The 20,324-nt window shown below is 68.4% G+C and carries 18 protein-coding genes; 10 read left to right on the forward strand and 8 right to left on the reverse strand.

The genetic code is table 11. The annotated features are described in order from the left end of the window. The first annotated feature begins 4 nt into the window (after window positions 1-4). On the forward strand, window positions 5-1,105 hold the full coding sequence (locus tag ACK59X_RS27555; RefSeq protein ID WP_409961704.1) for a hypothetical protein: 1,101 nt from the start codon (window positions 5-7) through the stop codon (window positions 1,103-1,105). Here the strand turns inward: ACK59X_RS27555 and ACK59X_RS27560 are convergent. From ACK59X_RS27560 to ACK59X_RS27580, 5 genes are all read right to left on the reverse strand, one after another. Further along, a complete protein-coding gene (locus tag ACK59X_RS27560) occupies window positions 1,102-2,502 on the reverse strand; it encodes an MFS transporter (RefSeq protein WP_409961705.1) in 1,401 nt (466 codons plus the stop codon). The two genes, ACK59X_RS27555 and ACK59X_RS27560, sit on opposite strands and share 4 nt — an antisense overlap. Further along, entirely contained in the window at window positions 2,499-4,118 is a 1,620-nt protein-coding gene (locus ACK59X_RS27565) for a class I adenylate-forming enzyme family protein (RefSeq protein ID WP_409961706.1), read from the reverse strand. Before ACK59X_RS27565 ends, ACK59X_RS27560 begins: the two co-directional genes overlap by 4 nt. Window positions 4,119-4,397: 279 nt before the next feature. After that, a complete protein-coding gene (locus ACK59X_RS27570) occupies window positions 4,398-5,720 on the reverse strand; it encodes a Glu/Leu/Phe/Val family dehydrogenase (RefSeq protein ID WP_409961707.1) in 1,323 nt (440 codons plus the stop codon). 167 nt (window positions 5,721-5,887) lie between these two features. Beyond that, a complete protein-coding gene (locus tag ACK59X_RS27575) occupies window positions 5,888-6,748 on the reverse strand; it encodes a PPK2 family polyphosphate kinase (RefSeq protein ID WP_409961708.1) in 861 nt (286 codons plus the stop codon). Between the two features lie 28 nt (window positions 6,749-6,776). Beyond that, a complete protein-coding gene (locus ACK59X_RS27580) occupies window positions 6,777-7,763 on the reverse strand; it encodes a GlxA family transcriptional regulator (RefSeq protein WP_409961709.1) in 987 nt (328 codons plus the stop codon). A gap of 92 nt (window positions 7,764-7,855) precedes the next feature. Here ACK59X_RS27580 and ACK59X_RS27585 point away from each other — a divergent pair, with 92 nt between their 5' ends. Continuing rightward, on the forward strand, window positions 7,856-8,698 hold the full coding sequence (locus ACK59X_RS27585) for an MBL fold metallo-hydrolase (RefSeq protein WP_409961710.1): 843 nt from the start codon (window positions 7,856-7,858) through the stop codon (window positions 8,696-8,698). Here the strand turns inward: ACK59X_RS27585 and ACK59X_RS27590 are convergent. Beyond that, complete coding sequence (locus tag ACK59X_RS27590) at window positions 8,656-9,627, reverse strand: LysR family transcriptional regulator (RefSeq protein WP_409961711.1); 972 nt, start codon at window positions 9,625-9,627, stop codon at window positions 8,656-8,658. The two genes, ACK59X_RS27585 and ACK59X_RS27590, sit on opposite strands and share 43 nt — an antisense overlap. Window positions 9,628-9,698: 71 nt before the next feature. Here ACK59X_RS27590 and ACK59X_RS27595 point away from each other — a divergent pair, with 71 nt between their 5' ends. Next, window positions 9,699-10,187: a PACE efflux transporter gene (locus ACK59X_RS27595; RefSeq protein WP_409961712.1), complete on the forward strand. Its 489-nt coding sequence runs from the start codon at window positions 9,699-9,701 to the stop codon at window positions 10,185-10,187. Between the two features lie 78 nt (window positions 10,188-10,265). Further along, on the forward strand, window positions 10,266-10,418 hold the full coding sequence (locus ACK59X_RS27600; protein WP_409961713.1) for a hypothetical protein: 153 nt from the start codon (window positions 10,266-10,268) through the stop codon (window positions 10,416-10,418). Window positions 10,419-10,460: 42 nt separating this feature from the next. On the opposite strand, the gene ACK59X_RS27605 is transcribed toward ACK59X_RS27600, so the two are convergent. After that, a complete protein-coding gene (locus ACK59X_RS27605) occupies window positions 10,461-11,399 on the reverse strand; it encodes a response regulator (RefSeq protein ID WP_409961714.1) in 939 nt (312 codons plus the stop codon). Continuing rightward, window positions 11,383-14,826: an ATP-binding protein gene (locus tag ACK59X_RS27610; protein WP_409961715.1), complete on the reverse strand. Its 3,444-nt coding sequence runs from the start codon at window positions 14,824-14,826 to the stop codon at window positions 11,383-11,385. The genes ACK59X_RS27605 and ACK59X_RS27610 overlap by 17 nt, the downstream gene beginning before the upstream one ends. 186 nt (window positions 14,827-15,012) lie before the next feature. On the opposite strand from ACK59X_RS27610, the gene urtA reads away from it, so the two are divergent. The 6 genes from urtA to ACK59X_RS27640 form a co-directional block, all read left to right on the forward strand. Continuing rightward, window positions 15,013-16,281, forward strand: a complete 1,269-nt coding sequence (gene urtA / locus ACK59X_RS27615) for an urea ABC transporter substrate-binding protein (protein WP_409961716.1) — start codon at window positions 15,013-15,015, stop codon at window positions 16,279-16,281. A gap of 84 nt (window positions 16,282-16,365) precedes the next feature. Next, a complete protein-coding gene (urtB, locus tag ACK59X_RS27620; protein ID WP_409961717.1) occupies window positions 16,366-17,280 on the forward strand; it encodes an urea ABC transporter permease subunit UrtB in 915 nt (304 codons plus the stop codon). Between the two features lie 40 nt (window positions 17,281-17,320). Next, window positions 17,321-18,514 carry an urea ABC transporter permease subunit UrtC gene (gene urtC, locus ACK59X_RS27625; RefSeq protein ID WP_409961718.1) on the forward strand — a complete coding sequence of 398 codons (1,194 nt, stop codon included), beginning with the start codon at window positions 17,321-17,323 and terminating at the stop codon, window positions 18,512-18,514. Window positions 18,515-18,545: 31 nt separating this feature from the next. After that, window positions 18,546-19,289, forward strand: coding sequence for an urea ABC transporter ATP-binding protein UrtD (gene urtD, locus ACK59X_RS27630; RefSeq protein WP_409961719.1), 744 nt, complete (start codon window positions 18,546-18,548; stop codon window positions 19,287-19,289). 23 nt (window positions 19,290-19,312) lie between these two features. Continuing rightward, window positions 19,313-20,002, forward strand: coding sequence for an urea ABC transporter ATP-binding subunit UrtE (gene urtE / locus ACK59X_RS27635; protein WP_409961720.1), 690 nt, complete (start codon window positions 19,313-19,315; stop codon window positions 20,000-20,002). Window positions 20,003-20,057: 55 nt separating this feature from the next. Next, the coding region (locus ACK59X_RS27640) for an acetamidase/formamidase family protein (protein WP_409961721.1) at window positions 20,058-20,324 on the forward strand (267 nt) is incomplete at its 3' end.

Consider the following 20,324-nt stretch of genomic DNA (forward strand, 5'->3'; position numbering starts at 1 on the left):
TGGCATGTCCATCCCCGTGGATTCTTCCCGCAGCCCGCTGCCCCCTGTGGCGCAGGTGCTGGCCGAGGCCGCCTTGCAGCGGCAGAACATGCTGCTGGGCACTGGTCAGAAGGCGCCCGCGCCGCTGCCCGCCGATGGCGCCGGCCCCACCCTGCCGGGAGTGCCGCCGGGCGCGGTGCCGCCACCGCTTCCGACCGGGGCGCCTGTGCCGGCCGCCACGGAGCGCGTGAGCATTTCGCCCGAGGCCCGGCAAAGCCTGCAGGGCGCGGGCAATGCCCCGGGCGGTGCGCGCACTGCGCGCGCCACGCACGGCCCTGCCGCATCCAGCACACCCGCCGCTGCAACGGCGAAGGACGCGCTGCCCGGCGTGCGGCCTTCATCCACCGCCGCCGCCACAGCGGTGCAGGCGGCTAGCGCCTGGCCCACCAGCGGTGTGAGCGCACCGGTGCGCAGCCTGGTGGCCGCGCTGGTGCAGCAGCTCACGGCCCCGCTGCAGCAGCCCCAGCGGGTGGCGGGCATCCAGCCCTGGTCGGCCGACCTGGTGCGGCAGGTGCAGGGGGAGAACGGTACAGGTCCGCAGGGAGCGGACCCCGTGCTGCCCCCGCTGCAGATCTGGCGCGTGGCCCAGGGCACGGTGCAGACGGCCGAGGGGCCGCGCGGCTTCGCGCTCACCCTGCGCGTGCCGGTGGCCTGGCTGGCCAGCCAGCCGCTGGGACAGGCCACCACGCTGCCGGCCGCCCCGCTGCAGGCGCCGTTCACCGGCAACCCGCAGGCCCTGCAGTCAGGCGTGTTCGCGCTGGTGCTCGAAGGGCCTGACACCGCAGCCCAGCGCACCAGTGCCTTGCTGGTGCTGGACATGGCGCCACAGCAGGGCGCTGCCGTGTATGGGCGCGAGCAGATGCTTGCGCGCATGGACCCCTGGACGCAGATGGCGGTGCTGCAGGCCAGCGGCCACCTGCCGGTCGACGAAGACCGCGAGCGCGACCGGCCGCTGTGCGAGGTGGCCGGCTGCCCCTATGCGGGGCGTTCGCCCTGCGCGCAGCCGTTCTGCCTGGCCCTGCGCTGGGTGGACCCGGTTGTCCCCTCCCAGGCAACAGGCTCCTAAGCCGCGAACCCGCTGTCGCGCACATCGCCCACGCTGCGGCGGATCTCGCCGTGGCGTGCGCGGGTGATCGGATACGCCAGCAGCAATGGAATCGCCAGCGCCAGGCACAGCGCCGGCAGCAGTCCGGTCATGGTGCGGATGCCTTGCAGCGCCAGCTCCGACTGGGGCACGTTGGGGACGTAATGTGTGATGTCCAGCACGGCGGCCACGACCACGGTGGCCAGGGTGCGGGCGATCTTGTCCACCAGTCCGAACAGGCCGTAGTACATGCCGGTGGTGCGCTCTCCGGCCAGCATGTGGCCGTGGTCGATGGTGTCGGGCACCATGGCAAACGGCACGATCCAGTGCGCGCCCATGCCGATGCCGATCAGCGCCAGCACGGCGGCCAGCATTCCCTGCTGGCCCGGCTTGATCCAGTACAGCAGCACCAGGCCGGCGGCGCTGAACAGCAGCCCCAGCATGTAGGCCCGGTTCTTCTCCCAGCGGTCCACCACGCGCTTCCAGACGAACAGCGATACGGCCACCACGCCGAGCAGGATGGCCATGAGCCGTGGCAGGTCGGCCTGCGTGCCCTTGAGCTGGTAGATGACGAAATAGGCCAGCGCACCCTGCACCAGCGTCAGGCCCAGGCGCACCAGGCCGGCCGCGCTCACCAGCAGCAGGAAGGGCCGGTTGCGCAGCGTGCCCAGCAGGGTGCGGCGCACCGAATCCCAGGCGGGTGCTGCATCGGCCGTCGCAGGCGCTTCGTCGGCCACGGGCTCGCGCACGCGCCAGGCCACCACGGCCACCGCGATGCCCGCGGCCAGGCCGAAGCAGGCGCCAGCCAGCGCATAGCCGGTGCGCGCATCGGGTGCGGCGCGCACCAGCACTGGCATCAGCACGCTGCCTGCGAAGAAGCCGATCAGCGCGCCCAGTGAGGCGAAGGCCGTGAGGCTGGTGCGCTCGTCGTAGTCGCGCGTGAGGTTGGCGGCCATGGCCTGGTAGGGCAGCTGCACCAGCGTCATCAGCGTATCGAACAGCGTGTAGGTGATGGCGATCCACAGGAAGGCCGCCACCGGCGAAAGGCCCGGTGGCACCATCCACACCGCGGCCGACACCACGGCCAGTGGCAGCGCGCCATAGATGAGGTACACGCGATGGCGGCCCCAGCGCGAGCGCGTGCGGTCGGTCACCCAGCCGAACAGCGGGTCGTTGATGGTGTCCCACACCTTGCCCACCAGCAGCGCGGCGCCGGCCACGGCGGGCGGCACCAGGGCCACGTCGGTGTAGAAGATCATGAGCAGAAAGCCCATGGCCGCGATCAGCATCTGCAGGCCCACGTTGCCCACGGCGTAGCCGAGCTTGGTGCCCAGCGTCAGCGTCGGGGGGGTGGCCTGGGTGGTAGCGGGCCGGCTCACAGCGCGTGCGCCGGTTCGGCCACGGGCTCTTCGGCGTCGAGCATGGCGCGCACTTCGCGGCGCAGCATCTTGTTGAGGAAGCTGCGCGGGATCTCGGCCACGATGCGCACGCGGTCGGGTTGCAGGTCCGCGCGCAGGTTCTCGGCCAGGTATTCGGTGATGTCGTGCTCCAGCGCACGCCAGCTGTGGTCGGCGCGCCAGCTCTGGCGCAGGCTGGCCACCAGCACGGCCTGCTCGCCATGCTGCACCAGGCAGCACTCCTTGACGGCGGGGTGCTGGTGCGTGACCTCCTCCACCTCGCGCGGGTTGACGAGCTGGCCGCCCTTGCGCACACGGTCCGCCGTGCGGCCCAGCACGTGCAGGTAGCCGGCCTTGTCGAAATAGCCCATGTCGCCCATCACCACCCAGCCGTCGCGCAGGGTTTCGGCGGTCTTCTCGGGGTCGTGCCAGTAGCGGTCGAAGCGCACCGGCGTCTGCACCGTGACCAGGCCCATCTGGCCCTGGAGCAGGGGCTCCCAGCCATCGCTGCGGATCACCACCTGCACGCCCGGCATCACCCGGCCCACGGAGGACAGGATGTCCAGGCTGACCGGCGCACCGCTCGCGTCCACATGCTCGTGCGGCAGCAGCCAGGTGATGGGGGGCAAGGCCTCCAGGCAGCCATAGCCCTGCTGGAAGATGGGGCCGAAGCGGCGGATCGCCTCGGCGATCTTGGGCGCGGGCATCATCTCCGAGCCATAGGGCACATGCGTGAGCGAGGACAGGCGGTAGCGCGGCAGCTCCGGGTCGTCCAGCAGGTCGATGATCGCCGATGGCGAGAGGAAGGCACGCGAGACCTTGTGGCGCTCGATCAGGCCGGCCAGCGTGGCCGGACGGAAGTTCTCGGGCATCACCAGCACGGCGCCCGACAGCAGCGTGGGCAGCACCAGGCCCGAGCCCGGCCCGGTGAGCGGCAGGCCCAGCATGTTGATGTCCTGGCCGCTGGCCGGGGGCGTGAAATTGATGGACTGGGCGATGAAGCGCACGCTGTCCAGGTACTTGCGGTGGGTGTAGCCAATGGCCTTGGGCAGGCCGGTCGTGCCCGAGGTCATGTGCAGCGCGAACACCTCGTCCTCGTGCACCCGGGCCGTGCCGCGCGTGGGCGTGGCCTGGGCCAGTGCGTCCTCGTAGGGCTTGCCCAGGGCCAGGATGTGCAGGCCGGGCATGCGCTCGCGCACGGCGGCCAGGATGGGCTCGCTGAGCGCCGGGTCGTGGATGAAAACGGCGGGCTTCACGCGCAGCAGCGTCTCCAGCGCAGCCTGCGCCGACAGGTGCTTGTGGAAGCTCGCGAAGATGGTGCCGTTCTCGAACGTCGCCAGGCGTGTCTCGTACTGCTCGCCGGTCTCGGGCAGCCAGGTGAAGACGATGTCGCCCTGCTTCACGCCCTGGGCCTGCATCCAGCCGTGCAGGCGCAGCACGCGCTCGTGCAGTTGGCGGTAGGTGAGGGTGCCGCGCCGGTCGATGAGCGCGGGTTTCTTGCCATGCAGGCGGTAGGCCAGGCGGGCCACCGAGCGGGCGGTGCGCAGCCGGCTCAGCATGAAGCGCGCCATGGCACTGCGCAGGGAGGGAAGGGCCACCGTTGTCTCCTCAAGGGGCTGATGTGGCGGCCAGTCTCCCACGCAGCCTGGGAAGCAAACGTCTCCATTTGTGTGGCGGCGTATCCGCCTGTTTCTGCTGCGGCCAAGCGGTTGCATCTGGTGGACAACAGGCATGAACACCCCCGTTCGGGCGTCGCCCTGGCGCAACAGTGCTCCCCGCCCAAGAAAAAACCGCCAGGGCCTGGTGGGCCGCTGGCGGTTGTTTTCGGCACAGTAGCAGCCGGGTCGGCCGCTGCGGTGTCAGGAGCCGTCAAAGGCTCAGGGGTACAAACCACGCATTTCGCGGGCATGCAGGATGCGCTGGCAGGCCACGATGAAGGTGGCGGTGCGCAGGCTGACCTTGTGCTCCTGGGCGATCTGCCAGACGCCCGCAAAGGCCTCCTGCATGATGCGCACCAGGCGGGCGTTGATCTCGTCTTCGCTCCAGAAGAAGCTGGAGAAATCCTGCACCCATTCGAAGTAGCTCACCGTCACGCCGCCGGCGTTGGCGATCACGTCGGGCAGCACCAGCACGCCCTTGTCGTTGAGGATGTCGTCGGCCTCGGGGGTGGTAGGGCCGTTGGCGCCCTCGATCACCAGCTTGGCCTTGATCCTGCCTGCGTTGTCCTTGGTGATCTGGCCTTCCAGGGCGGCAGGGATCAGGATCTCGCAGTCCACGCCCCAGAACTCTTCGGGCTTCATGGTGTCGGCGCCGGCAAAGCCACCCACGCCGCCGCGGGTCTTCACATGGGCCAGCAGCGCCGGCACGTCCAGGCCCTTGCCGTTGAAGATGGTGCCGGTGTGGTCCTGCACGGCCACGACCTTGGCGCCTGCCTCGGCAAACAGCTTGCCGGCAATGCCGCCCACGTTGCCGAAGCCCTGCACGGCCACACGGGCACCGTCGAGGGCCAGGCCGGTCAGCTTGGCAGCCTCGACGCCCACGGTGAAGACGCCGCGGCCGGTGGCTTCCACGCGGCCCAGCGAGCCGCCCAGGTCCACGGGCTTGCCCGTCACCACGCCGGTGGCGGTGGAGCCCACGTTCATGGAGTAGGTGTCCATCATCCAGGCCATGATCTGGCCGTTGGTGTTGACGTCGGGTGCGGGGATGTCCTTGGAGGGGCCGATGATGATGCCGATCTCGCTGGTGTAGCGGCGCGTCAGGCGCTCCAGTTCACCGAGCGACAGCTTCTTGGGGTCCACGCGGATGCCGCCCTTGGCACCGCCGTAGGGAACGTTCACCGCGGCGTTCTTGATCGACATCCAGGCCGACAGGGCCATCACTTCCGACAGCGTCACGTCCTGGTGGAAGCGTACGCCGCCCTTGCCCGGGCCGCGCGAGGTGTTGTGCTGCACGCGGTAGCCCTCGAAGTGGGCGATGGTGCCGTTGTCCAGTTCGATCGGTACGTCCACGATCAGCGCGCGCTTGGGGCGCTTCAAGGTTTCCACCCAGCGGGCCAGGTGGCCCAGGTAAGGGGTCACACGGTCCACCTGCTGCAGGTAGATGCCCCAGGGGCCGAGGTTGTCGGCTTGCAGGTAGGAAGGCAGGGTGTGGACGGCGCCCGCTTGGGAGGCGGTGGCCGGAGCGCCGGAGGATGAAGACATGGTGATTTCCTTTTGGGATCAGTTCAAGCCGCGAAGCTTATGCCTGCCCCCGGGCACCTGTCCAAGGCCATAGTGTTACAGGGTTATGCGCCTGATGCATAATCTGCCGAACCCCCTTCCGGCACCCCTCAGGCCTTTCCACAAGGGGGTTGCTCAGCCTGCAGAACTCACTCCACCTTGAAGCCGGCCAACTGCGGATCACCGGGCGGGTAGCGCAGCTCCAGGTTCTGCAGTACCTGGCGCAGCACCGTGGCGATCATCAGGTTGCGGTGCGTCTTGGAGTCGGCCGGCACGATGGTCCAGGGCGCCCAGGGGGTATGCGTGGCGGCCAGCAGGGTGTCGTAGGCCCGGCGATAGTCCTTCCACTGCTTGCGCACCTCGATGTCGCCCATGCTGAACTTCCAATGCTTGGCCGGGTCGTCCAGGCGCTCCTGCAGGCGCAGGCGCTGCTCTTCGGGGCTGATGTGCAGGAGGAACTTGAGCACGATGGTGCCCGTCTCGCTGAGCATGCGCTCGAAGTCGTTGATGTGGGCCAAGCGCTGTTGCTGCTGCTCGGGCGTGATCCAGCCATTGACCACCGGGACGAGCACGTCCTCATAGTGGCTGCGGTTGAACACCGTGATCTCGCCGTCCTGCGGCACCTGCTGGTGGATGCGCCACAGGTAGTCGTGCGCGCGCTCGGTCTCGGTGGGCGCCTTCCAGCCCACGGTGCGAACGCCTAAAGCGCTCATGCGCCCGAACACGCCGCGGATGGTGCCGTCCTTGCCCGAGGTGTCGGTGCCCTGCAGCACCACCAGCAGCTTGTAGCGCCGGTCGGCGTAGAACAGGTTCTGCAGCTCGTCGAGTTCCAGGGCCAGGGCTTCCACTGCGGCCTTGTCCTGCGCCTTGCTGCCCAGCGAGAAGGGTTTGGCCGCAGGGTCCCAGTCGGCCAGCGAGCCTGCCTTGCCTTTCCTGGCGCCGGCCTTGGGTTGCCAAGCAGCCCAGCGTTCGGCAAGGGCTTTGGTGCTGCTCTGGAAGGGTTGGGTCATGGTGCTCATCTCCGGTTGCGTGCGTTGTTCATCCCATCGGTTGCCCGTGGGCCATGCGGTAGGCCAGGGGCGTCTGCCCCGTGGCCTGGGTAAAGGCGCGGTGCAGGCCGGCCTCGCTCGCAAAGCCCAGATCCTGGGCGATGCGCTTGAGCGGGTGGCGGGTCTGGCACAGCGCCTCGCTGGCCTGCCGCAGCTTGATGCGGCGCATCCAGTGTGCCGCAGACAGGCCCGTGCGGGAATGGACCCGCCGTGCCAGGGTGCGCGTGGACAGGTGCATGGCCGCCGCCAGGCTGGCCAGGGTGAGGCCCTGCGCGGGTTGGCGCTGCACCCACAGCAGGGCGCCGCGCAGCCCGGGGTCGTCCTGCGACATCAGGTCCACCCCCGCAAAGGCGGGATGGCTGGTGCGCGGGCGCGGCAGCATCAGCACCTCCTGCAGGTCCTGCACGGCGGCGGGGGACAGGCGCTGGGACAGGGCATGCAGCATCAGCGGCAGGTGGACGTTGGCGCCGGCCGCCGTGGTGTACCGGCCCTGGGCAACCAGGGGCTCGTCGAAGCGCCAGGCCACCGCAGGGAATTCCTGCTCCAGCGCAGACTGCAGCCACCAGGTGGCTGTTGCGGGATGCCCATCGAGCCGGCCGCTGGCGGCCAGCAGCAGCACGCCTGCGCAGTAGCTCCACAGCTGCGTGCTGCGGGGCAGGCCGGCCAGGGCCCGCACCAGGGGCTGCAGGGGCTGCAGCTGCCCGCGCAGGCTGGCCGGGGAGGACAGCCACAGCCCCGGCACCAGCAGGGCATCGGTCTCGGTGCGGTCCAGCGACGCCGTGGGCAGCAGTGCCGGGCCCTGCCAGGTGGGCACGGGCTGGGCCGCAAGGCCGACCCATTGCACCTCGAACAGCGGCCGGCCGGTGCGCAGGTTGGCCGCGCGCGCCAGGTCGGCCGCGGCGAACAGGCCGGCAGGCATGCAGCCTTCGTAGAGCAACAGCGCCAGGCGCAAGGGACGCACCGCAGGGGTTGGCATGGAATGCAAAGAAATTGTCTGAATCAGCCATTCTCGCCAAGGCCGTGCTTTCGAACAATGGGGCGTCTCAACCCCCTCCTTATGGCCACCCCATGAAGATCACCCAGCTGCGCAATGCCACCATCGTCCTTGAATTTGCTGCCGGAGCAAGGCCCGTGGCCCTGCTCGTCGACCCCATGCTGGCGCCACAGGGGGCCCTGCCCACCCTGCGCTACCTGGGCGGGCAGCGGCGGCGCAACCCCCTGGTGGACCTGCCCGACGGCAGCGACGCCGTGTTGTCCCGCGTGACGCATGCCCTCATCACCCACTGCCAGCGCGGTCACTTCGACCACCTGGACCGCGCGGGCAAGCGCCTGCTGCGCGAGCGCGCCATCCCCGTGGCCTGCATGCCGCGCGATGCGGCCTACCTGGCGGCGCGCGGCATCGTGGTGCAGCCGCTGGCCGGGCCGGGGCGGCAGCCTTTTCTGGGCACCGGCCACATCACACCGGTGGCCTGCGTGCACGGCCATGGCTGGGTCGGGCGGCTCATGGAGCATGGGCACGGCTACCTCATCGAGATGCCGGGCGAGCCCAGCGTCTACATCGCGGGCGACACGGTGTTGACGCCCGAGGTGCGCGACTGCCTCACGCGGCTGCGGCCCGATGTGGCCGTGCTGCCCGCGGGCGGTGCGCGCTTCGACCTGGGCGGCGAGATCCTGATGGACGGGCGCGACGTGCTGGGCGCCTGCGGGCTGGCGCCGGGCACGGTGGTCGCCAACCACCTGGAGGCGCTGGACCACTGCCCCACCACGCGCGCCGGCCTGCGGGCCCTGGCTGCGGATGCAGGGCTGGGCGAGCGCCTGTGGGTGCCCGAGGACGGCGAATCGCGCGAATTCCTGCGCAGGGTTCCGGTTCAGGCCGGCGCGCTGGCGGAGCAGGTGTCCGCAGGTGGGTGACCGGCGCCGTGCGCGTCGTGCGACATCAGCTGCACGAAGCGGCGCGCGCCCAGGCCCAGCGGCCGCTCCTTGGACCAGACCACATCCACCCACAGGGCGGTACCGTTGCTCAGGTTCTCGAAGGGCATCTCGACCAGCGTGCCGGCATCGATGCGCGGTTGCACCAGCGCGCGCGGCTGCCATCCCCAGCCCAGGCCGGCCTCGATCAGGCCCAGCGCCGCCAGGTGGTTGTCGGTGCGCCAGTGGTGGCGCGCAAAGACGAAGCGCCGGTCGATCTGCGCCAGGTCGCGGCTGGCCACCACGATCTGCCGCGTGCTCGTGAGGTGCTCCTCGCGCAACTGGGCTTGCGCCGTTGCCTCGCCCCGGGCCTGCGCTGCGGTGCGGGCCGCCTGCAGCACCGGGTGGTCGGGCGCCATCACCGCGACCAGGGTTTCGCTGCCCACCTCCTGGAAGCCCTCGCGCCCGTCGATGCTGGGGCGCTCGAACACCAGGGCCAGCTGGGCACGCCCGGTGTGCAGCAGCTCCAGCGCATCGACCTGGGGTGCGGCCAGCACCTCCACCTGCAAGAGCGGGTACTCGCGCGCCAGCGCGGCGATCGGCTCGGTCCAGCGCGAGGCCAGCAACTCTGGCGCAATGGCCACCGTGAGCCGTTCCTCCAGCCCCTGGGTCAGCGCCAGCGCCTGGGCGTTGAGCTGCTGCAGTTGCCCGGCCAGCAGGCGGGCCTGCGGCTCCAGCGCGCGTGCCGCGGCCGTGGGCCGGGGCTCGCGCCCGCTGCGGTCGAACAGCGGCATGTCCAGTTCCGCCTCCAGGTGGGCGATGGCCATGCTCACGGCCGAGGGCACACGCGACAGGCTGCGCGCGGCCGCAGAGAACGAGCCCTGGTCCAGCACGGACAGGAAGACCTGAATGTTGTCTGAAGAGAAAGCCACGTCCCAATCTATCAGAAAAACTGATACAAGCTAACTTTTTATATCAGCCATGGACATATAAAGTCTTGCCCATGGAATCGCAGAACACCACCACTCACCTGGCAGCACCGCAGGCTGCCGTCGGCCTGCAGGGCGTCAAGCGCCGGGTCGTCTATGTCACGCTGTACGAGCTCATCGCCATCTTCGCCGCCACGGCGGGGCTGGCTTTTCTCACGGGCCAGGGTGCCGCGCATGCCGGCGTGATCGCCGCCGTCGCCGCGCTGATCGCCGTGGTCTGGAACCTGGTGTTCAACTGGGCCTTCGAGCGCTGGGAATCGCGCCAGGAAGTGCGCGGACGCAGCACCAGGCGCCGGGTGGTGCATGCCATCAGCTTCGAGATGGGCCTGGTCGTCACCCTGGTGCCGATCTTCGCCTGGTGGTTCAGCATCAGCCTGTGGCAGGCGCTGGTGATGGACATCGGCATGATCGTCTTCTTCCTGTGCTACACCTTTGTCTTCAACTGGGTGTTCGACCAGGTGTTCGGCCTGCCCGCCAGTGCACAAGGGGCTGCGCAGGTCTGACCTGCACGCAATGTGCGCTTTGTTACCTGGGGGATGCAGAGGCTGCTTAGACTGAAAACAGTCAATCAAGGAGCTTGCATGGATCAAAACCAGGATAAGAAACCATCGCCGCCTGCGGGTGGTGGCTTCTGGGTCAACCTTATTCGCGCCGAGATGATCGTGCAGGTGGTCGGCCTGGTCGTCATCGGGGTCGTGGCCGTTACCGCCATCATCGTCTTCGGCATGAAATAAGTCCCCGCCTTTCGCCGGACCACCTGCGGGTCCGCGAATGCTTCAGCCCTGCAGCAGCTGGCCCGCGATGGCCGCCGCTGCGGTGCGCGTCTCCACCCCCAGCTTCTCGAAGATGTGCTCCAGGTGCTTGTTCACCGTGCGCGGGCTCATGCCCAGGATGTCGGCGATGTCGCGGTTGGTCTTGCCCTTGGTGAGCCACGAGAGCACCTCGGTCTCGCGCGGGGTCAGCGCCACCTGCTGAAGATGGCGTGGTGATGCGGCCTCGGGCCGCGCATGGCTGAGCAGCAGCATGGATTCGGCCAGGCCGCTGGCGCCCATGTGCCGGGCCAGCAGTTGGCGGCCGTCGGCCAGGGCCAGGGTCTGTTCGCCCTCGCGCTGCGCCTGCACCAGCCAGGCGGCGGCCAACTCCGCAGGGGCCTCGGCCTGGGCGAAGGCATCTTCCAGCCAGCGCGTGGCCTGGGGTGAGCGCCAGGCCACACGGCCCTGGCCGTCGAGCACCACCACCCCCAGCCCGGCCACGTCCACCGCCTCGCGCGCCAGGCGCGTGGCCTGGGCATTGCGCACATGGGTGGCAAGCCGCGCCAGCACCTCGGGGATGCGCAGCGGCTTGACCACGTAGTCCACGCCGCCGCTGGCAAAGCCGTGCAGGATCTGCGCCGTGTCCGACAGCCCCGTCATGAACACAATGGGCACGTGCGACCAGGGTGGCGTGGCCTTGAGTTGGCGGCACAGCGCGAAGCCGTCGATGCCGGGCATCACGGCATCGAGCAGCACCCCGTCGGGCACCACCATGTCGAAGCGCTGCAGCGCCTCTTCGGCGTCGCGGGCGGCCAGCACGGCGTAGCCTTCGGCCGCGAGCGCGTCGCAGAGCATGCGCAAGGTGTCCAGGGCGTCGTCCACCACCAGGATGACGCGCTGGCCGGGGGCCGGTGCGGCAGCGTGGGAAACAGCGGATGGGGCGTCTTCAATGGATGGCGTCATGGTCGGGTTCCCGAAGGTGCAGGGCCAGGGCCTCGAAATCGAAACGGTCCGCGCAGGCCTGCAGCAGGGCCAGCGCCTGGGCATGCTGGGGCGGCAGTTCGGTGCGCGCCCGGCGCAGCATTTCGCGCACGGCAGCGGCCTGGCCCTGGCGCGCCAGGCGGGTGAGGTCGTCGCGCAGCGCCTGCGGCAAAGTGGTGGGTGCGGCCGGGCTGGCACCTGCCAGTGCCGTGGCGGCCAGCGCAGGCTGTGGGGTGTTGTCATGCACCCATTCGAGGTGCAGCGCGGCCTGCAGCGCGCGCAGCAGCTCCGACTCGACCACCGGCTTGCCCACGAAGCCCTGCACCTGCACGGCGGCCAGGCGCCCGGGCTCGTGGTCGAACTGGTTGGCCGAGACGAAGACGATGGGCAACTGCTCGGCCGGGGCCAGCGTGCGCAGCAGCGCGGCGGTCTGCCAGCCGTCCAGGTCGTCCATGGAGATGTCGAGCAGCACCAGGTCGGGCGGGCCCTGGCGCACGATCTCCACGCACTCGCGCCCGCTGGCCGCCTCGCGCACGATGAAGCCCAGCGGCACCAGCAGGCCGGCCAGCAGTTGGCGCTGCAGCGGCTGGTCGTCCACCACCAGCAAGGTGCGGCGCGGGCCGATGTGCCCGATCACCGGGCGCAGCGCCGCCATGTGGGCCGGGCGCCACGCCGGGTCGGGAGAGATGCCGGGCAGGTACAGGCGCACGGTGAAGGTGCTGCCCCGGCCCGGCGTACTGGCCACCGTGAGCTCGCCGCCCATGAGCTGGGTAAGCAGGTGCGTGATGGTCAGGCCCAGGCCGGTGCCGGCTTCGCGCGCGCGCCGGCCGGCGCTGCCGCGCTCGAAGGGCAAGAAGATGCGCTCCAGGTCCTGCGGCTCGATACCGATGCCGGTGTCGATGACCTCGATGCGCGAGACATGCGGGCGAAAGTCCATGCGCAGCCGCACCTCGCCGCGCTCGGTGAAGCGCACCGCGTTGGACAGCAGGTTGATCAGGATCTGGCGCAGCCGCTTGGCGTCCGCGCGTATCCAGCCGGGCATGCTGCCTTCGGTCTGCACCACGAAGCGCAGGCCCCGGGCCTCGGCCTGCGGGCGCAGCATGCCCTCCACGTTCTGCACCAGTTCGGGCAGGGGCAGGGGCGCCAGGTCCAGGCGCAGGCGGCCGGCCTCGATGCGTGCCAGCTCCAGCGAGCCATCGATCAGCGCATGCATGTGCTGGCCGCTGTGCTGGATGGTGGAGAGGCTCTCGCGCAGCCAGCCCTCGGTCTGCGGGTTCTTGAGCAGGATCTGCGTGTACCCGAGGATGCTGTTGAGCGGCGAGCGCAGCTCGTGCGTCATGCCGGCCACGTAGCGTGTCTTGGCCAGGCTGGCGGCGTCGGCCTGGTCCTTGGCGGCCTGCAGCTCGGCATCGGTGCGCTTGTGTGCCTCGATCTCCTGCAGCAGCAGCTGCGTCTGGCGCTCCGACTCGTCCTGTGCCATGCGCCGGCTGTCGGTGCTCAGCACCACCCACCAGGCGCACACGGCGGCGAACAGCGCCAGCAGCGCGAACACCTTGAAAAAGGGCATGCGCAGAAACTGCGCCGGCGTCTCCAGGCTCTCCTGCACATACACCACGCCGAGCAGGAAGGCCAGCACCGCGCACAGCACCACGCTCACCATCAGGTACTGGCCCATGCGGAAGTTGACCTTGGCCGCCCAGTGGCGCGGCAGCAGCAGCGCGGCCACGGCGCGCAGCTGGTCGGTGGCGCGCGAGCCGGTCTTGCAGCGGTCGTGGCAGCGCGATTCGAGAGAGCAGCACAGCGAGCAAATCGCCGCGCCATAAGCCGGGCAGCGCGCCATGTCCTCGGACTCGAACTGGTTCTCGCAGACCGTGCAGCGCACGGCCTCGCCAGGCTGCCAGGTGGTGTCGGGCTGGCGCGCCAGGTAGTAGCGCCCCTTGGTGGCCCAGGCCAGCAGCGGGGCCAGTGCCATCGACAGCACCAGTGCAATGAAGGGCGAGAACGCCGCCGCCATCTCGCCGAACAGGCCTGCATAGGCGCAGCAGGCCACCGCCGCCGCCAGCACCATGGCACCCAGGCCCACGGGGTTGAAGTCGTACAGGTGGGCGCGCCGGAACTCGATGCCCGGTGGCGACAGGCCGAGCGGCTTGTTGATCACCAGGTCGGCCACCAGCGCCCCCACCCAGGCGATGGCCACGTTGCTGTAGACCGCGAGCACCTTCTCCAGCGCGCCGAACACCCCAAGCGTCATGAGCAGCGTGGCAATGCCCACGTTGAACACCAGCCACACCACGCGCCCCGGGTGGCTGCGCGTGATGCGCGCGAAGAAGTTGGACCAGGCGAGCGATCCCGCATACGCATTGGTCAGGTTGATCTTGATCTGCGAGACCACGACGAACAGCACAGTGACCGCCACGGCCAGGCCTGGCAGACCCAGCGCCTGCATGACCTGGTGGAAGCCGGCGAGGAACATCTGCGTGGGCTCGGCCGCGCGGCTGGCGCCGACCTCGAACTGCAGCGCCGCGAAGGCCAGGAAGGCGCCGCCCGCCATCTTGAGCATACCCATCACGATCCAGCCCGGGCCGGCCACCAGCACCGCGCCCCACCAGCGCCAGCGGTTGGCGGCCGTGCGCTCGGGCAGAAAGCGCAGGAAGTCCACCTGCTCGCCGATCTGCACCACCAGCGAGAAGATCACCGTGCCGGCCGCGCCGAACATCAGGGCGTCGAACTGGCTGCTGCCGCTCTTGAGGCCCGACAGGCCTGCGAAGTCGCGGTACAGCTGCGGTTGCGTGAGCGCGATCCACACAAAGGGCAACAGCAGCAGGAACAGCCACAGCGGCTGCGTCCAGGCCTGCAGCTTGGAGATCAGCGTGATGCCGCGCATGGCCATGGGCAGGATCACCAGGGACGACAGCACATAGCACCACTGCAGCGGCCAGTCCACCACCATCTGCAGCGCCAGCGCCATGATGGCCGCCTCCAGCGCGAAGAAGATGAAGGTGAACACCGCGTAGATCAGCGAGGTGATGGTCGAGCCCAGGTAGCCGAAGCCCGCGCCGCGCGTGAGCAGGTCCATGTCGAGGCCGTAGCGTGCCGCGCAGTAGGCGATGGGCAGCCCTGTGAGAAAGATCAGCACCCCCACTGCGAGGATGGCCCACATAGCGTTGGAAAAGCCGTAGTTGAGCGCGATGGCGCCGCCAATGGCCTCCAGCGCCAGGAAGGACAGCGAGCCGAAGGCCGTGTTGGCCACGCGGAATTCGCTCCAGCGCCGAAAGCTCTTCGGGGTGTAGCGCAGCGCGTAGTCCTCCATGGTCTCGTCGGCCACCCAGGCGTTGTACTCGCGCCGGAAGCGAAAGATCGTCTGCGGTGCAGGCTGCGGGGCGCTGGACGGGGCGGCGGTGGAGGGCATGCGGGGGCCCCATGCAAGAAACGTTCTAGCCGTAAGCAAGCATGCGCAGTTCGCCTACGCACCAGCTACGTTAATTGACGTATGGGCGCGAACAAGGGTTCTCCCTAATCTTCAACCCAGCGCGGCACCCAACCCGCCGGCGCCGCACACCACCCCAACCCGTCTGTAGCAAGGAGCGTTTTCACCATGAAGCACCTCACCGATCCGCATGCCGTGGGCATCAACCCATCCACGGACGCCGGCCGCCGTCGCCTGCTGCAGGCCATGGGCGCCGCGTCGATGGCCGGCCTGCCGGCCTGGTCCTTTGCCCAGCCCACGGCGCAGGTCAACACCACCAAGCTCGCCGTGACGGACACCGAAGTCACCGTAGGCCAGCTGCACTCGGCCACCGGCACCATGGCCATCTCCGAGACCGGCTCCATCCAGGCCGAGCAACTGGCCATCGACCAGATCAACGCCATGGGCGGCGTGCTGGGCCGCAAGATCAAGGTCATCAAGGAAGACGGTGCCTCCGACTGGCCCACCTTCGCCGAGAAGTCCAAGAAGCTGCTCATCAACGACCACTGCGCCGCGGTGTTCGGCTGCTGGACCAGCGCCTCGCGCAAGGCCGTGCTGCCCGTGTTCGAGAAGGAAAACGGCCTCTTGTACTACCCCACCTTCTACGAAGGCCTGGAGCAGTCCAAGAATGTGATCTACACCGGCCAGGAAGCCACGCAGCAGATCCTGTACAGCCTGGACTGGGCCAAGACAGAGAAGAAGGCCAAGACCTTCTTCCTGATCGGATCGGACTACATCTGGCCGCGCACCTCGATGAAGATCGCGCGCAAGCATGTGGAGAACTTCCAGAAGGGCAAGATCGTCGGCGAGGAGTACTACCCGCTGGGCAGCACCAACTTTGGCTCGCTGATGAACAAGATCAAGGTGCAAAAGCCCGACTGCCTGTTCGTTGCCGTGGTGGGGGGCTCCAACGTGGCCTTCTACAAGGCGCTCAAGGCCGCCGGCATCACGGGTGACAAGCAGCTCCTGGTCACGCTTTCGGTCACCGAGGACGAGATGACCGGCGTGGGCGGCGAGAACTTCGCGGGCTTCTACTCGTCGATGAAGTACTTCCAGTCGCTGGACAACGAGAACAACAAGAAGTTCGTCGCCGCCTTCAAGGGCAAGTACGGCAAGGACGCCGTGATCGGCGACGTGACGCAGGCCGGCTACCTGGGGCCCTGGCTGTGGAAGGCCGCAGTCGAGAAGGCCAAGAGCTTCGACGTGGACAAGGTGGTGGCCGCTTCGCCGGGCATCGAGCTCAAGACCGCACCCGAGGGCTACGTCAAGCTCGACGCCAACCACCACCTGTGGAGCAAGTCGCGCATCGCCGTGGGCATGCCCGATGCGAGTTTCAAGGTCGTCGCCGAATCGCCCGAGCTGATCAAGCCGGACCCGTTCCCTAAAGGCTACCAGTAAACCCTTCCGCCGCAGCGTCCGGCCCACCAGGCCGGGCCGCTGCATGGCCGCCCCCTTGTTTGCCGTGAATGGAGTCTGGCACCCATGAACTTTTCCGAAATGCTCAACATCGGCCTCATGCAGGGTTTTGCGGGCCTGAGCCTGTTCGCCGTGCTGCTGCTCATGGGCCTGGGGCTGGCCATCATCTTCGGGCAGATGGGCGTGATCAACATGGCGCATGGCGAGTTCATGACCATCGGCGCCTACACCATCTACCTGGGCTCCACGCTGGCGTCCACGCATGCGCCGCAGCTCGTGGCCTACTATTTTCCGGTGGCCATCGTGGCGGCCTTCGGCTTTGCCTTCGCCGCCGGTTGGCTGGTGGAATGGGGCCTGATACGCCACCTGTACAAGCGCCCGCTCGATACGCTGCTGGCCACCTGGGGCATCAGCCTGGCGCTGCAGCAGTGCTTTCGCACCTTCATCGGCCCCAAGGAGGTCAGCCCCACCTTGCCCGACTGGCTGCTGGGCTCGTGGGCGCCCGTCGAGGGCCTCGATATCCCCATCAACGGCATGTTCGTGCTGGGGCTCACGGTGGTGGTGACGGGCGGCGTGCTGCTGGCCCTGCACAGGAGCCGCTGGGGCCTCAGGGTGCGCGCCACGGTGAGCAACCGCGTGATGGCCAACGCCACCGGCATCGACACCAAGAAGACCGACCGCCTGACCTTTGCCATCGGCTGCGGCATTGCCGGTGTGGCGGGTGCGGCCTTCACCACCATCGGTTCCACCGGGCCGACCTCTGGCTCGCTCTACATCGTCGACGCCTTCCTGGTCGTCACCTTCGGCGGCGCGGCCAGCCTGCTGGGCACGGTGGTCTCGGCCTTCGGCATTGCGCAGACGCAGTCGATCACCGAGTTCTTCCTGGCCGGCTCCATGGCCAAGGTGATCACGCTGTCCCTGATCGTGCTGATCCTGATGGTGCGGCCGCAGGGCCTGTTCGCCTCCAAGGTGCGCCGCTGAGCGTTCGCCGATCCCCACCTGAGTTCACCGGAGTCCTTTCATGAATGCCCTCAAAGCCTGGATCCAGCGCTACCAGCTCGCCAGCCTGGTGCTGCTCACCGTGCTGCTGGCCGTGGTGCTGCCGCTCGCGCTCGACATCTTCCGCCTGAACCTCGTGGGCAAGTACCTCACCTACGCCTTCGTGGCCATCGGCCTGGTCATGGTCTGGGGCTACGGCGGCGTGCTCAGCCTGGGGCAGGGCGTGTTCTTCGGCCTGGGCGGCTATGCCATGGCCATGTTCCTCAAGCTCGAAGCCTCGGACCCGGTGAGCACCAAGATCCAGTCCACTCCCGGCATCCCCGACTTCATGGACTGGAACCAGATCACCGAGCTGCCCGCGTTCTGGGTGCCGTTCAAGAGCCTGCCGTTTGCGCTGGCGGCCGTGATCGTGGTGCCCACGCTGCTGGCCTGGATCGTGAGCTTCGCCATGTTCAAGCGCCGCGTGGGCGGCGTGTACTTCGCCATCATCACCCAGGCCGTGGCGCTGATCTGCACGGTGCTCATCATCGGCCAGCAAGGCTACACGGGCGGCGTGAACGGCATGACCGACCTCAAGACCCTGTGGGGCTGGGACACGCGCACCGACAGCGCCAAGTACATCCTGTACTACGTGTGCGTGGCGCTCCTGGTGCTGGCCATCGTGCTGTGCCGCTTCGTGCAGACCAGCAAGCTCGGCACCCTGCTCCTGGCCATGCGCGACAAGGAAGACCGCGTGCGCTTCTCGGGCTACGACGTGGCCAACTTCAAGGTCTTCACCTTCTGCCTGGCGGCCGCGCTCTCGGGCATCGGCGGCGCGCTGTTCTCGCTGCAGGTGGGCTTCATGTCGCCCAGCTTCGTGGGCATCGTGCCTTCCATCGAAATGGTGATCTACGCCGCCATCGGCGGGCGCATGAGCCTGGTGGGCGCGGTCTACGGCGCGCTGCTGGTGAACGCCGGCAAGACCTACTTTTCCGAAAGCTTTCCGGACCTGTGGCTGTTCCTCATGGCCGGCCTGTTCATCGGCGTGACCATGGCCTTCCCCATGGGGCTGGCCGGCCTGTGGGAGAGCCATGTCGTGCCCTGGTGGAAGGGCCGCCGCGAAGCGCTGCGCCAGGCAGCGGTGCGGCCCCCGGTGGCTCCGCCCAGCCGGCCGGTTGCCGAAACCGAGGCCGCTGTCCCGAGCCTTCCCGAAGGCACCAGCAGCCAGCGCGCCTGAGTGAGCGCACCACGCACCCGGAGCACACCCCATGAGCAACACCGACTTCGCCCTGGCCGTGGAGGACCTCACGGTCTCGTTCGACGGTTTCAAGGCCATCGACGCCCTTACGCTGTACGTGGACAAGAACGAGCTGCGCGTGATCATCGGCCCCAACGGCGCGGGCAAGACCACGCTGTTGGACCTGATCTGCGGCAAGACGCGCGCCACCGGCGGCAGCATCAAGTTCAAGAACGAGGAGCTCACGCGCATGGCGGAGCACAAGCGCGTGCGCCTGGGCATCGGCCGCAAGTTCCAGACCCCCTCGATCTACGAGAACCTGTCCGTCTTCCAGAACCTGGAGGTCTCCTACCCCTCGGGCCGCACCGTGTTCGGCGCGCTGGCCTTTCGCTGCACCGATGCGGTGAAGGCGCGCGTGCAGGCCGTGGCCGACGACATCGGCCTGGGCGACAAGCTCGACACCGAGGCCGGCCTGCTCTCGCACGGCCAGAAGCAGTGGCTGGAGATCGGCATGCTGCTCATGCAGGAGCCCGAGCTGCTGATGCTGGACGAGCCCATCGCCGGCATGAGCGCGCGCGAGCGCGAGCTCACGGCCGAGCTGCTGCAGCGCATCTGCAAGAACCGCGCTGTGATTGTGATCGAGCACGACATGGAGTTCGTCAAGCGCATCGCGCACAAGGTCACCGTCATGCACCAGGGAAAGATCCTGGCCGAGGGCTCGATGGACAAGGTCCAGAACGACCCCAAGGTGATCGACGTCTACCTCGGCCACTGACCGAACCCCCAAGGAGCAACCCTATGTTGGAAGTCAAGGACCTGTTCGTCGCCTATGGCCAGAGCGAAGCCCTCCACGGCATTTCGTTCTCGGGCCGCGCCAACGAGACCGTGGCCATCATGGGCCGCAACGGCATGGGCAAGACCACGCTGTTCAAGAGCCTCATGGGCGTGATGCCGGCCAAGAGCGGCAGCATCCGAGTGGCCGGCCAGGAAGTGACGCGCGACGAGAGCTTTCGCCGCGTGGCCAAGGGCATCGCCTACGTGCCCCAGGGCCGCATGATCTTTCCCACCCTCACGGTGGAGGAGAACATCCAGACGGGCCTGGAGAACTCGAAGACGCGCGAGATCCCCGACGAGATCTACGCCCTGTTCCCGGTGCTCTGGGACATGCGCCGGCGCAAGGGCGGCAACCTCTCGGGCGGGCAGCAGCAGCAGCTGGCGATTGCGCGCGCGCTGGTCACCGACCCCAAGGTGCTGCTGCTCGACGAGCCCACCGAGGGCATCCAGCCCTCCATCATCAAGGACATCGCCAAGGCGCTCAACGAGATCCGCAAGCTGCGCCAGATCACCATCGTGGTCAGCGAGCAGGTGCTCTCGTTCGCCATGGACGTGGCCGACCGCCTGTTCGTCATCGAAGGCGGCCGGCTGGTGCACGAGACCGCGCGGGCCGACACCGACCAACAGCGCATCAAGGCCTACCTCTCCGTCTGAGCCTTCTCTTTTCCCTTACGTCCTCCCTCCACAACCATCCAAGGAGCAACACACCATGGCCGATACCCTGATCAAGGTGGACCTCAAGCAGTCGCCGTACGACAACCCCCAGGTGCACAACCGCTGGCACCCGGACATCCCCATGGCCGTGTGGGTGGAGCCTGGGGCGGAGTTCAAGCTCGAGACCTACGACTGGACCGGCGGCGCCATCAAGAACGACGACAGCGCGGACGACGTGCGCGATGTGGACCTGTCCACCGTGCACTTCCTGTCGGGCCCCGTGGGCTTGAAGGCCGCCCTGCCGGGCAGGGACCTGGTGATG

Origin of the sequence: Acidovorax sp., from assembly GCF_046339755.1 — a bacterium.
Lineage (GTDB): Bacteria > Pseudomonadota > Gammaproteobacteria > Burkholderiales > Burkholderiaceae_C > Acidovorax.